Origin of the sequence: Ancylothrix sp. D3o (genome assembly GCF_025370775.1) — a bacterium.
Taxonomy (GTDB): Bacteria; Cyanobacteriota; Cyanobacteriia; order Cyanobacteriales; family Oscillatoriaceae; genus Ancylothrix.
This window is the reverse complement of record NZ_JAMXEX010000009.1, coordinates 15,686-29,385: the sequence shown is the minus strand read 5'-3', so window position 1 is coordinate 29,385 and position 13,700 is coordinate 15,686. Positions and strand designations below refer to the sequence as shown.

13 protein-coding genes are annotated in these 13,700 nt (G+C 41.9%); 6 read left to right on the top strand and 7 right to left on the bottom strand.

Going from position 1 to position 13,700, the window contains the following annotated elements:
* Positions 1–10: 10 nt before the first annotated feature.
* Genes NG798_RS15995 through hpsP form a run of 6 tightly spaced genes read left to right on the top strand, consistent with a single transcriptional unit; the run spans position 11 to position 6,957 of the window.
* Positions 11–2,158 carry a cation:proton antiporter gene (locus NG798_RS15995; RefSeq protein ID WP_261224683.1) on the top strand — a complete coding sequence of 716 codons (2,148 nt, stop codon included), beginning with the start codon at positions 11–13 and terminating at the stop codon, positions 2,156–2,158.
* A gap of 30 nt (positions 2,159–2,188) precedes the next feature.
* The gene (locus NG798_RS15990) at positions 2,189–2,686 is read left to right on the top strand and encodes a hypothetical protein (protein WP_261224682.1); all 498 of its coding nucleotides are present in this window, start codon (positions 2,189–2,191) and stop codon (positions 2,684–2,686) included.
* A gap of 10 nt (positions 2,687–2,696) precedes the next feature.
* A complete protein-coding gene (locus NG798_RS15985) occupies positions 2,697–3,410 on the top strand; it encodes a hypothetical protein (protein ID WP_261224681.1) in 714 nt (237 codons plus the stop codon).
* A gap of 51 nt (positions 3,411–3,461) precedes the next feature.
* On the top strand, positions 3,462–4,610 hold the full coding sequence (locus tag NG798_RS15980; protein ID WP_261224680.1) for a retropepsin-like aspartic protease: 1,149 nt from the start codon (positions 3,462–3,464) through the stop codon (positions 4,608–4,610).
* A 12-nt stretch (positions 4,611–4,622) separates the two neighbouring features.
* Complete coding sequence (gene hpsO, locus NG798_RS15975) at positions 4,623–5,789, top strand: hormogonium polysaccharide biosynthesis glycosyltransferase HpsO (RefSeq protein WP_261224679.1); 1,167 nt, start codon at positions 4,623–4,625, stop codon at positions 5,787–5,789.
* 1 nt (position 5,790) lies between these two features.
* Positions 5,791–6,957, top strand: a complete 1,167-nt coding sequence (gene hpsP / locus NG798_RS15970; protein WP_261224678.1) for a hormogonium polysaccharide biosynthesis glycosyltransferase HpsP — start codon at positions 5,791–5,793, stop codon at positions 6,955–6,957.
* Here hpsP and NG798_RS15965 read toward each other — a convergent pair.
* From NG798_RS15965 to NG798_RS15935, 7 genes are all read right to left on the bottom strand, one after another.
* A complete protein-coding gene (locus NG798_RS15965; protein ID WP_261224677.1) occupies positions 6,952–7,380 on the bottom strand; it encodes a hypothetical protein in 429 nt (142 codons plus the stop codon). The genes hpsP and NG798_RS15965 overlap by 6 nt on opposite strands.
* A gap of 109 nt (positions 7,381–7,489) precedes the next feature.
* Complete coding sequence (locus NG798_RS15960) at positions 7,490–9,439, bottom strand: FHA domain-containing protein (protein ID WP_317619606.1); 1,950 nt, start codon at positions 9,437–9,439, stop codon at positions 7,490–7,492.
* Between the two features lie 36 nt (positions 9,440–9,475).
* Complete coding sequence (locus NG798_RS15955) at positions 9,476–10,054, bottom strand: FHA domain-containing protein (protein ID WP_261224676.1); 579 nt, start codon at positions 10,052–10,054, stop codon at positions 9,476–9,478.
* A gap of 250 nt (positions 10,055–10,304) precedes the next feature.
* Positions 10,305–10,706 carry a type II toxin-antitoxin system HigA family antitoxin gene (locus NG798_RS15950; protein ID WP_261224675.1) on the bottom strand — a complete coding sequence of 134 codons (402 nt, stop codon included), beginning with the start codon at positions 10,704–10,706 and terminating at the stop codon, positions 10,305–10,307.
* Positions 10,690–11,106, bottom strand: coding sequence for a type II toxin-antitoxin system HigB family toxin (locus tag NG798_RS15945; RefSeq protein WP_261224674.1), 417 nt, complete (start codon positions 11,104–11,106; stop codon positions 10,690–10,692). Before NG798_RS15945 ends, NG798_RS15950 begins: the two co-directional genes overlap by 17 nt.
* Before the next feature lie 101 nt (positions 11,107–11,207).
* On the bottom strand, positions 11,208–12,521 hold the full coding sequence (locus NG798_RS15940; protein ID WP_261224673.1) for a cytochrome P450: 1,314 nt from the start codon (positions 12,519–12,521) through the stop codon (positions 11,208–11,210).
* A gap of 244 nt (positions 12,522–12,765) precedes the next feature.
* Positions 12,766–13,608 carry a prohibitin family protein gene (locus tag NG798_RS15935; protein WP_261224672.1) on the bottom strand — a complete coding sequence of 281 codons (843 nt, stop codon included), beginning with the start codon at positions 13,606–13,608 and terminating at the stop codon, positions 12,766–12,768.
* Between the last annotated feature and the right edge of the window lie 92 nt (positions 13,609–13,700).

Below are 13,700 nucleotides of genomic sequence, written 5' to 3'. Positions count from 1 at the left end.
GGAAAGAATAATGCCGACAGTTGTTTTAGTTTTAGTTGAAGTTTTGATTGTTATTGCTTTTTCTCGTTTGATGGGGATAGGGTTTCGCTGGCTGAAGCAACCTTTGGTGATTGGAGAAATTGTTGCCGGGATTATGCTTGGCCCTTCTTTATTTGGGTTGATTGCTCCTGATTTGGCGGGGTTTTTATTCCCAGCAAAAACTCTACCTTTTTTGGATGTTTTATCGGAGGTTGGGTTGATATTTTTTATGTTTTTAATTGGGTTAGAACTCGACCCAAAATATCTAAAAGGAAATTTAGATATTGCTATTTTAACTTCGCACGTTAGTATTTTAACGCCGTTTTCTTTGGGGAGTTTGCTGGCGTTGGGGCTTTATCCGCTGGTGTCGAATTCGAGTGTTTCTTTTACGGCTTTTGCTCTGTTTTTAGGGGCGGCTATGTCGATTACGGCGTTTCCGGTTTTGGCAAGAATTATTACAGAAAATAATTTGCAAGGAACTCGTTTAGGTACTTTGGCGCTTACTTGTGCGGCGGTGGATGATGTGACGGCTTGGTGTTTGTTGGCTGTGGCTATTGCGGTGACGAGAACTAATAGTTTTGTTGGGGCTTTGCCGACGATTTTTGAGGCGTTGCTTTATATTGGTTTTATGTTTACGGTAGGGCGTTGGGTGGCTGCTAAATTTGGGAAATATTATAAGCGAACAGGCCGGCTAACTCAGTTTATGTTGGCGGGTATTTATATTACAGTTGTGGCTTCGGCTTTGATTACAGAATTAATTGGAATTCATTTGATATTTGGGGCGTTTTTGGTTGGATCTGTAATGCCAAAAACGGGTAATTTGACGCGGGATATCGCAGAGAAGACGGAAGATTTTGTTTTGATTTTTTTGCTGCCAATTTTCTTTGCTTACAGTGGGTTGCGGACTGAAATCGGTTTGTTAAACCGGCCTGAATTATGGTTATTGTGTGGGGCAGTTTTAGCGGTGGCAATTATTGGCAAATATGTGGGTACTTATGTGGCGGCGCGGGTTTGTGGGATTGAGGAACGCGAGGCTTCGGCGCTTGGTTGGATGATGAATACTCGCGGTTTAACTGAGTTGATTGTGTTGAATATTGGGTTGAATTTTGGGGTGATTTCGCCGCTTTTGTTTACGATGTTGGTAATTATGGCGCTGGTGACTACTTTTATGACTTCGCCGCTTTTGGAATGGACTTATCCGAAGCATTTAATTAAATTGGATATGGTGGAACCGCAGCAGGGTGAAGTTGAGCCAAGTTATCAAGTTTTGGTGCCGGTGGCGAATCCGAGAACTCAAAAAGGTTTATTACAGTTGGCGTTAGGAATTGCTGGCAATAAATTACAACTGGCGGCGGTTTATCCGTTGAGTTTAATTGAGTTGGAAGAGGATTATTTATTTCAAAGTATGCCGATAGAAGCGGATCGTTTAATTCGAGAAAGGCATCAACGTTTGGATGAGTTAATTGCTACTTTGGAACCGCCAGAAATGCGGGAGGTGGTGCGTCCAATTGTGCGAATTTCTAATGATGTGGCGCGGGAAACTTCGCTGATTTCTAAAAATGATCAGGTGGATTTAATTTTGGTGGGATGGCACCGGCCGGCTTTTACTCAAAATCGTTTGGGGGGAAGAGTTGGGCAAATTCTTAGTAGTGCGCCGGTGGATGTGGCGGTGTTTGTGGATCGTGGACATAATCGCTTAAATTCTTTGTTGGTACCTTATTCGTCTAATAATCACGATGATTTGGCTTTTGAAATTGCTTTGCGGCTTTTAATTAATGATGAAAATCGCAGCTTAGTGGTTTTAAAGGTGCTGGAAACTGAGCAGATGACGGGTGATTTTAGTTATGAATTTCGCTCGGTTATGGAGCAGTTAGGGGAGAATGTTCGTGAGCGCATTGAGGTAAAAACTGTGCAATCTTCAGAGCCAATTTCTGCGGTGGTAGAGGCTTCTAAAAAGGTTGATTTGACAATTGCTGGAACGAGTCGTGCTTGGGGAATTGAGCGGCAAACTTTAGGACGTTATACGGATGAGTTGGTGATTCGCTGTGAGTCATCTTTGTTAATTACGCGGCGCTATTCTCAGGTGGCTTCTCACCTCGCTGGGGCGTTTATAAAGCAGTCTCCTGCTGTTAATTTGTAATTATAAGGTTGCTTGAGAGGAATCAAAAAAATGTCTCATTTCAATTTAAAGTCTTTGTCTTTTTATGCAGTGGCAATTGGTTCGGTAGTGGCTTTGTTTAAGGGGGTTAGTGTTTATGGAGAAACTGCTCTTAAGGCACCGCCGGCCATTGGAGGTCGTTATCAGATTCCGCTTAAAAGTTTGGCTGGTTGTGGTTCGGATAAAGCAATTTTGACAATTCACCAATCGGGAATTTATTTAACGGCTTCTTTGGCGGAAGAAACAGGCTTGCAAGAACCAGTTAGAATTGAGGAAAAACCGGAACTGGCGGGAAAGTTGGAGGGTCAAAATTTGGGGTTATCTGGTTTGGTGGAGGGTGCTAAGTTTTGCCGGCTGCAAAAAGAAAATAAGTGGTATGAAGTAACGATTTTGGCGGAAATGAAAGAGGATAGGCTGAAAGGTAAAATGATGTTGCTTGGTTTGAAAAAACCATTAGAGTTTACGGCAAAACGCCAACAAATTGAGCAAGATAGCCCCCAAACACATTAAGAGGAAAGTTATGTTTTTTAAAAAAAGTCGGTTTTGGCTCTGCCTGATTTTTGGATTTATTTTTGTGGCTGTTGCCGGGAGTTCTCATGTTAATAGTTCTGCCTCAAATGGACAGAATTTAAGGGCTGATATTTCGAGTTTTCTTAAGGCGGGGTGTGTGCAGGAAGGTGAGCAGTTAAATTGTTCTAAAATTCAGTTAAATGAAAAATTTGGCTGCCAAGAAATTCTGATTCCCTCGAAGGCTCTAGGGGGTGTTTCTCCTAAAGTTTCAATTGCTGAATGCCGGTTTGTAAGTAGGGGTGATGCTGCTCAAGGTATTTCTCGCAAAGGTTGCCGTTTACCTTTATATAATCAGTATATTGTGTACACAAAGGGGGAATTTAAAGCTTTGAAAAATGCTGATGAGTTTCGCAAGTTTTTCGGGCCGGTGGATACAGCCGAAGAGGCGTTAAGCTTTGGGGTTGCTCTGACAAATTCTTATGCTGCTTATAATGTTAAACCTCCGAAAGGATACCGGGTTTATGTCTCTAAAATTAAGGATACGGAGGTAAAAAAAATAAAGAATGGCTATCAAGTTCGCTTGTTTGATTATCAAGTTTGCGGCTGTGGGCCCCATCCCTATTTTGCGGTTGAGTATGAAGTCACAAAAAATGGGGAAGTTAAGGAAATTTCCCGCCAAAAACTTTATGAAGACCCTCAGCAAGATGGGTTATGTGTTGATTAAATTGAAACGGGGTTTATAATAGGGAAAGTCTAGCAACTATGAGATAGAAAAATGAAACGTTTCTGGAAAGTTGCCCTAAGCATTGGTTTTTTATCCACCGGCACTCTGACTTTAATCAGTCTGCCGAATTTTGCTCAAACGCCAACTCCTCCTGCCGGTGAAGCAATTTTAGAAGAAGTTGTAAACTGCGTTAAAAATAGCATTTCTCCTGAACAAACCGGCTCGCTTGAAGCCATAGAAACTGCTTCTACCCAATGTATATTTAAAGTTGTAATGTTAGCCCCCGATGGCAGTATTCGCCGCGATGCAAAAGAGCGAATGATTGCTATTGTAAAAACAACGGGAATTACTTTACCGCAACCTTCCAGTCAGGGACAAGCAACTATCACAATGCAGCCTGTTCCTGAGCAAAAATTGTTAACTGTGCCGGTGAATTTAGGCGGAAAACCGGCCAGTTTTTTACTTGATACCGGCGCTTCTAATTCTGTTGTGGATGCGAAAATTGTTGAGCAATTGAATGTGAAAGGAACCCCCATTCCTAAAGAGTTATTAGCGTTTATGGTGGTGGGCGAAAATTGTGCAGAAATAAACGCAACAATTCACCCGTTGCCGGTGTTAGCGGTGGAGGCGGCAAAAGTTGAAGGTGTGACGGGAATGGCATTACCACAAACTGCCATTCCTGCGAAGGTTGGGGGGGTTTTGGGAATGGATTTTATCAGCGGTTTTGATATGATTTTAAACCCTAAAACTTTGGAATTGCAATTTTTACCTTCAACAACTCCCACATCAGATGCCATTCCCCTCACAGGAAATATGGGAATTATGACGGCAGAAGTTAAAATTAATGGTCAGGGGCCCTTTACTTTTTTAATAGACACCGGCGCTGAAATGATGGTGCTTTCTGATAAGGTTGCCCCAAAAATTTCCCTTGATTTATCAAAGGCTGAACCGATAGAAGTAAAGGGTTTTTGCGGCAAAGAAATGGGTAAAAAAATGGCCTTAGAACAATTTTCTATCCAGCAATATCAAACTCAAAATCTGGAAGCTGTGGTGTTAGAAAGTAAGGTGTTACAGTTTCTTGGTGTTGATGGCATTGTCGGGCAAAATTTCCTCAATCAATATCAGCAACATTGGCGTTTTGGTAAGCGTAATCAATTGGGTTATCCTGATGTGGGGAGTTTGTCTTTGACTCGTTTATAAGGGGGTGGTTTGATGAAAGTTTTGGTTGTCAGTCACACTTATATTGTTGATCTTAACCGCCAAAAATTGCGAATTTTGGCAAGTTTGGAACCGGGAATTGAAGTGATAGTTGTGGTACCGCGCCGGTGGAAGCCTGGGGGGGTGCAAAATCAGGTAATTGAAACGCAATTTTTAGACGAAGGTAATTTTAAAGTGGTGCCGGTTTCTAATTTCAGCCAAAATCATCAAGGTTTATTAACTTTTGGGGCAGATTTAATTAAGTTGTTGCGAGATTTTCAACCGCAAATTATCCAAGTTGAACAAGGTTCAAGATCGCTTGCTTATGCCCAGTTAATTACTCTCAACCGGCTGTTAAATCTTCAGGCTAAAAATGTATTTTTTACATGGTGGAATTTGCCTTATCAATTAAAATTTCCGATTTCTTGGTTGGAATCTTATAATTTGCAACACACGGATGGATTAATTGCCGGTAATCAGGATGCAGCGGAAATTTTGCAAAAACGCGGTTACAAAGGCGCTGTAAAAGTGATGCCACAGTTGGGGGTAGATGAAACATTATTTTGCCCCCAACCTCAGCCAGAATTACGTCAGCAGTTAGGAATTAAAGAAAATGATTTTGTTGTCGGTTTTGTGGGGAGATTTGTTGAAGAAAAAGGCTTATTAACTCTTGCTAAAACCTTGACAATGTTGAGTAAGTATGAATGGAAATGGTTATTAGTCGGGCGTGGTGAGTTGCAGGAAACTTTGATAATTTGGGCAAAAGAAAATAATCTCGAAAGTAGGTTAATTTTTGTGGAAAGTGTACCCCATGAACAAGTTAGCCGGTATATTAATTTAATGAATGTGTTAGTGTTGCCATCGCAAACTACCGAGAAGTTTAAAACTTTAACGGCGGTGGGGTGGAAAGAGCAATTTGGTCATGTTTTAATTGAGGCAATGGCTTGTGGGGTTCCGGTGATTGGGTCTAATTCTGGGGAAATTCCTAATGTAATTGAAAATGCCGGTTTTATTTTTCCAGAAGGCAACGCAGAAGCGCTTAAAACTTGCTTACTTGAATTGATAAAAAGCCCGGAAATCGCTAGAAATGTTGCTGAAAGAGGTTATAAACGGGCCATAAATTATTATACTAATAAATCTCTCGCTCAACAACAATTAAACTTCTATAAAAGCCTGTTTTAAAATGAAAATCTTACAAATTATTCCCTCAATTTCTCTTGTTTATGGCGGGCCAAGTCAAATGATTTTAGGCTTTGCTGCTGCCCTTGCCCGTCAAGGAATTGATGTCACGATTTTAACTACTAATTCTAATGGCGATCAGGGTCAACCACCGCTGGATGTACCCCTCGATCAACCGGTTTTTCAAGACGGTTATCAAGTGCGATATTTTCGGTGTTCTCCGTTTCGCCGGTATAAGTTTTCTGCGGAGTTATTGCAGTGGTTATATCAACACACAAAAGAGTTTGATATTGCTCATATTCATGCTTTATTTTCTCCTGTAAGTACCGCAAGCGCGATGATTTGTAGGAATCGAAAATTGCCTTATATTTTGCGGCCTTTGGGAACGCTTGATCCGGCAGATTTAGAAAAGAAAAAAGTTTTAAAAAAAGCTTATATTGCTTTGTTTGAAAAACCCAACTTAGCCGGTGCAGCGGCCATTCATTTTACCAGTCATCAAGAAGCAAAAGTTTCAGCACACTTTGGTTTATCAACCCAAGATTTAATTATTCCTTTGGGGGTGAATGCACCGGCGCCGGTGTCACCAAAACAAACACTCGAAACTTCCTCACCGTGCATTTTATTCATGTCTCGAATAGAACCAAAAAAAGGCTTAAATATACTGATTCCTGCTTTAGAAAAACTGTTATCAGAAAACATAAATTTTCATTTTATCCTGGCCGGCAATAATCCCCAAGATGCGGAATACGAAACAAAAATCCGGCTGCAAATTGAAGAATCTACTCTTGCTAATCACACTACCATCACGGGATTTGTTTCTGGGGAAATTAAAGCGAAATTTTTGCAAGAATCCGATATTTTTGTCTTGCCTTCCTATTACGAAAACTTTGGTATTGCGGTTGCCGAAGCTATGGTATCTGGGTTGCCGGTGGTGATTTCTAATCAAGTTTATATTTGGCAAGATGTGGAAAAAGCAAAAGCCGGTTGGGTAGCAAATTGTGATGTGGAATCTTTGGCCGGTGTGCTACGTTTAGCGTTACAAGATCCTGCCGAAAGAAAACAGCGAGGTTTAAATGCCCAACAGTATGCTTTAAAACATTATAACTGGGATAATATTGCTCAAAAAACCATCCAAATTTATCAACAAATTTTACTGTCTAAAAACTTATAACCATTGCCCACCTTTAAACCGCCAACGCGGAAACAAAATTCTCATCAAAGATTGAGAAACAATAAAAACCCCCAACCACACACAACTGTAATGCCCAATAAACACGCCTAAACTGAACTCTTGACGGGGAACGCCAGGCAATTCAAAAAGCGAAAACAACCCGCCTAAAAACACCCCTTCCCAAACACCGGCCAAAAGCTGAAAAACAGCCGGCCAATCAGAATCCCAGCGAAATTTTTGCAAATAATTATAAACCCAATCCCAACCAACCCCAAAAACCGCCACATAAACAAGAATAAAATAAAAAACCGGCCCCGACTTCCCCCCAACTTTTCCCCAGAAAAAAGGCAAAGTAATCAAAACAGCAACCGTCAACAAAAGTAATAAACGAGTTTGCCACCGGCCAAATAAAGTAGGAGTCATATTGATTGTAAATTTTAGATAGAACTAATGAGCAAAAAACAAATATTAGTCCGTAGGACTTTGTTCATGTAGCGGCGGGTTTTAACCCGTCGCTTTCTTCGGTGCGTTGTTAAGGCGATTGATTAAAAACCCATTTCACCCACTCAACAAAAGACCTAAAACCATTGATTTTTTTCACACCCGGTGCCCTTATAAAAGCCAAACTATCCACACAACAAAGCGCCGCATATTGCAACCCCAAAAAACTATCAACCGGCGCATAAGGCCCACCCAAAGTAACAGCACCCGCCGCATACATTCGCCCCTTATTTGTCCGCATTTCCACCAACTCAAACTCATTACTCACACACAACCGGCCCAAATGATTCAACGGCAACTGATAACAACTAACCAAATCATCTAACAAAGGATTTGCCTTCACATGAGCATCAAGACCCGTTGCATCAATCACAAAATCCGCCTGCAAACGCACCTCACCATTAAACTGTTTCTCTTGAATATAAGTCACAACCCTATCATTTTCCTGCTCAACCTTTTTCACTTCCCCAAACTCAATTTTATACCATCCCCGACTCAAACCCTCCTCAACAATATGCTGCCAATCGCCTCTTTCCGCCGTCGTTGTACCCCCCCAATCTGTTAATAATTGCTTGCGTTGTTCAGGAGTAGCTAACTCCAAAACCCGGCGCAAATCACCCCCCCAATTTGCTTTAGGCCAGTTAAAAGGCTGCAACTCATAATGATTCACCACCTTTCTTTGAGCCTTCCCAAAACGATTACCTTGCGGTTTTGGCGAACGCATTAAATGTAGCAAAGAAATATTAGGATTTCGCAACCGCGCCTCATAAACTCTCTGCACAATTCTTGATGCTACAATTCCCCGACCTCGCAACAAAATTGTCCCACCTTTTCGCTCTAAATGTTCATAAATATGGTGGTGGTCTTCATAAGCATTCACCACCGCTTTAAAATCATTTGTTTTTTGGCGATATTCTTGCAAATCAGGCAAAAACTGAATCGCCGGATAACCAGGTGCCAAATGCACATAACGAGCAATTAAAAAAGCGTGTTCTCTGTGTTCAGAACTCGAACGAGAATAAGCAATCGCATACCGCCCATCATCCGTTTTCCGAATCCCCCTCACCCGTCCATAACGATAAATTTGCTCCCAATTAATTCGCTGGCTTTCCCTATCTATTGAATCAAAAACATTACCACTGCGAGGTGTATAAGTTTCGGCAAAAGTTGGTTCCGCAAAAACCTGCCATAAATACTTCAAACTTCCCGCAAAATTACCCTTAAAAAAATCCCGCCAAGCTTCCCGCAACGCATAACTCGGCCATCCCCAAATATTATCAGGACAAGAATCAGAATTAGACCGCAATCTTTCATGCAAAGGAATCTGGGAATTTAAACAAAGCCGGCGATATCTTGCATAGGGTTCTTTTTCCATTCCCAGCGCTATAATTTGCTCAGGTTTTACCCCAAATATTCTTAAAAAATCCACCCAAATAAAACTACCCAAACCGGCCCCAATTGCCCCATAATCAACCTCATCCACCGGCAACTTCATCGCATAAATATCTTGCACCCCCACCACTTGTTTCTCCACAAAACTAGCCGGGGGAAACTCACCCCCCACCACCGGCTCCGCCACCCTTGGATCAGGAATATTTGTATTAGGATTAAAGAAAATTTGCGAATTAGCCGCCAGCGTTGGCTGAGTTGTGATTGGAGCAAAAGAAACAGTTATTTGATAAGGGCCAATTTGTAAAATATCCCCATTTGCCAAAGCAGAACGAGTCTGCCGGTTGCCATTAACAAAAATTCCATTGCGGCTATTTTGGTCAACAACAACCAACCCGCCATTTTCCTCATCAATTAACGCATGAAACCGCGAAATTTCGCCACTATTCAACACCAAACGCGACACTCTACGTTGATTTAATTCCACCGGCATTCCCGCAAAATCCCGTCCCATTGCAATCGGTACATTAAACACCGGCTCGCGTCTTTCCCCCGTCGCCGCATCTTCTAAAACTAAGCGAATTTGCATCATATTAACCTATAATTATTAACCTTTTCCCATCCTCAATCATGGCATAACCACACTATGAGCCGCCGCCAGAGAAGTTCCACACCAAGGACATCCTAAATCTAAACGTTCATAAGGCGAAACGCGATGACAACAAGGACACTCTAAGCCATAATTATTACTCGGAGGTTTAGTAGCCGCCACCGATATTTGAGGAGATGATTGGGGAGATATTTGGGGAGATTTTGAGGGAGATATTCCCGGCACCGGCGGCGGAACTAAAATTGTCGGCGCAATCGTACAATCCACAGAAATTGTCTTTACAACTAGCTGCAAATCTCCCAAATAAATCACGCTATCTTCATCCAGCGGAACTTCCCCCGAAATCAAACGCTTTTGATCAACAACCGGCGGGTTACTTTCCCGCAAATTCCGCAGCCAAAACTTATTATCTTGCTCATTAAAAAAAATCTCAATATGCAGCCCCGAAACCGTTGGGTTAGCCAGCACGATATCGCACTTATTTGGATCGCGTCCAAGACGAACAGTACCCGGATTTTTACTTGAGTGCCGGTCATCAATAACATGAAATTTCACCGCACCGCACTCTTTCCACTCTAAAGTTAATTGATTCCCCATATACTTTGCCAATCATTCCAGAATAACCCACAGACTTTTACTGTTTTAACATCACCCAATTAAAACAAAATTCCCAATCATTTGCTACTATTTCAGCCCGGATATTATTTAATTTTGTAAAGACATTTAAAAATCCCACTATATTTGCTCTACAGGGTTTGGCGTAGTGCTAACCGGAAAGATCCCTAGCTATCAAAGAGATATCTCCGGCTTCCACTACTTGATAATTCCAATGTAAGCGGATTTGATATCAGATAAACAAACTAGGCGACACCTTAAAGTAATCACCAAGTGCTTTAGCCTGTGCTTTGCTAACCGCCCGTTTACCGTTGATAACTTCAGACACAACATCACTCGAAGACTTCATAATGTCTGCTAAATCCGCTTGACTAAGGCCGCTAGATTCGAGAATATGTTGCAAAATCTCGTGAGGCAAACTTTTATCCATCGGATAGTGTTCTGTCTCATAGACTTCTATCAGCGTTACTAACAATTTATGTAAAGCTGTCTCCTCTGGAGTGGTGTTTTTCGCAAAAGTTAGCCGCTCTGCTACTTTCAGGAGGCGAGCGTATTCCTCTTCAGTCTCAATCGCTTGGGGAGCAATTTCTGACAGGAGTTTGCTATAAGTAACTCGGTCAAAAGTAATCGTCATTTTTCCATTTATTTTTGTCGTATTCAGCGTGGGTAAGGAAATATTTGTAGTAAACAGTTTGCTTTTCGTAGTTAATCCCAACAATCAGGCGATAATCATTGCCTTTGATATTAAAACCGGTGAAGTTTCCTACCGCTTCAGCATCTCGGTAAATCTGGCGAACATCCTCCAAATTTTGCCATTCTGCTTGCTTAACATTTGCATACCAGTCATCAATTTGTTTTTTGACATCGGGATACTGATTAGCAGCCGCCCGTAGATTGCGAATCGATATTAAGTGCATTTCTTTTAATTTTAATTTGCATAAAGAAATCTCATCAATATCAATAAAACTGTGAGGAAGTTGCTGGACTGAGGATAGATATCTTAATATTATCTCAGTTTGAGAGGAATTTGTCAACAGCCCTTATCCACCTATAAATAATATCCTCCCCGGCCTCATCGAATCCCTAAACTGCATCGCCGTTTTGGTTTCAACCGGCGCTATTTATCCTCAACCAATCACAACTTTTCAAATTTTACGCGCAACCCATCTTTAGGCCGGCGTGTTGGAATCTCAACCACCTCCAAACTTTGATTTGGCAAAATTTCCCAAGCATAATTTCGCAACAAATAAGCCGCCACAATCTTCATTTCCAACTTAGCAAAAGCAAACCCAATACAAATCCGAGAACCGCCACCAAACCCCACCAAACTCATCGGACGTTTTTTATGTTCTTGACGTTCCAAACTAAAACGATCCGGGTCAAAATTTTGCGGATTTGGATAAACATCAGGCAAATAATGAGTCATCTTAATTGAATACAAAGCCAACCAACCCGCCGGCACATAAAACCCATTAAACTCAAAGGGTTTAACCACCCCACGAAAACCACCTCCCACTGGTGGGTGCATCCGCTCAATTTCTAACAAAATTTGGTCAAGATAAGACATTTGCCCCAACTGTTCCAAACTCAAATCACCCATCAATTCCAGTTGTTTTTGTTCCTTTCTCGCCCGCTCCAAAACCTCTGGATAGCGGCCCAACTCCAAACACAACCAAGTTAACATCGAAGTCGTCGTTTCATGGCCGGCAAACAACAACAACATCGCCTGAGCCGTCAACTCTTCTAAACTTAACTTATTACCCTCCTCATCCCGCGCCTCAATCAACAAACTCAACACATCATTAGTCGGATTTTCTTGACGCTCTTTCACCACCCTTTCTAAATGTTTTAACAACTCATTTCGCGCCGCAATTGCCCTCCCGAACCCCGTCACCGGCAAGCGCACCGGCAACAGCGAAAACAACCCATTTGTCAGCGTAGTAAACAACCCACTCAGCCGGTCAACTTCTGCCCCAGGATTTGCCCCCAACAACAAAACCGTCGCAATTTCAAACGTTAACTTTTTCATCTCCTCAAACCAAACAAACTCCCCTTTTTCCTCCCAGATTTTTAAATATTTTTGCGTAATTTCTTCCATTGTCGAAACATAGCGGGGAAGCGCCGCACCATGCAAAGCCGGCATCATTAAACGGCGATTTCGCTTATGTTCCTCCCCATCCTGCAAAAACAAAGACTCCCCCAACAAAACCTTAAACGTCTCCGGCCAACCAGAACGCCAAGAAAAATACTCCATTCCCGAAGAAAGCACAAACTCATTTGCCTCCGGGCCCACCAAAAAAACCGCAGGTCTTCCCAATAACCGCGTCTTAAAAATCGCCCCATATTTATCATATTTACTCTTAATGTATTGCCGATCAAAAACAAAACTCAGAGTCTCACCAATCACCGGCAAACCCAACTCCCCAGGCGGCAATCGTTTGTTATCCATAACCCACATCTCCACACAAACTAACACCCTCCATCATAACCCCAAATTGCACCCCAAAAAAATAAGAAGCCCCAGTGCTGAAAGCACTTAAGGGGCCAAGGACGCAGTTAGGAGGTATCTTATAGCTCTTATTGAGCCATAAAAAATAGCAAAATCGCTCAAATTTAACAAGATTTTAAGCTTTTTCACCTCCAAGCATCCAAAATAGCCTTTTATTTCCAAAATATTCCCCTGTTTACTCCTCCTATCTTTTTTGCTGAGTCGAATTCAAATCAGCCGGATTAATATTAATAAAAGGAACCGTTTCTCCCCCCATTACCAGAGGGAATTGACCATTCCATTTCTCAATCGCCTGCTGTTGTAACAACTCCGGATTTAACGTTTGCCGGCGCAATCTTTGAGCCTCCGCTTGACCCTTAGCACGGTTAATTTCACCTTGAGCTTCTTTTTCAGCCTTCAGAGCAATAAACTCAGCACGCTTAGCGTCTTGTTCCGCAATTTGTTTGGCCTCAATTGCCTTAGCAAACTCCGCCGAAAACGTCACATCCACCAAAGAGACATCATCCACCATCACCCCATAAGAAGCCAAGCGATTTTTCAAATCATTATCAATTTCTTGTTTCAACTCCGTGCGCTTTGTAATAATCTCCTCAGCCGTTTTTTTCGCCGTCGCCGCCTTCACCACCTCCGACACCGCCGGATTAATAATTCTGGTAATAATTTGCCCTTGATCACCCACCCTTTGATAAACCTCATTTACCCGTTTTGGATCAACGTGCCAATTCACCGCCACCTCGGTTTTCACATCTTGTAAATCTTTCGATGCAGCTTCGGCTTTCACATCATTTTTCTGCACCCTCACACTCGTTTTTTCCACCCTTGTCACCACCGGTATAATTAAATGTATCCCCTCATCTAAAACTCGATTTTGCACCTTTCCAAACTGCATCACCACACCCCGCTCACCGGCATTCACAATCTCAAACGGCTTAAACAAAATTGCCAAAAACAAAAAAATTAACCCACCGGCTGCATAAAAACCAAATTTCAGCAAACCAAAATCAGAACTTGATGATGTACTTCTCATATCTTCTTTCCTTCAAAACAAATTGATCCCTGAATATCTTAAACCTAAATTATCCCACACATCCTCTTACCGGCTTTCCGTAAAAATTATTA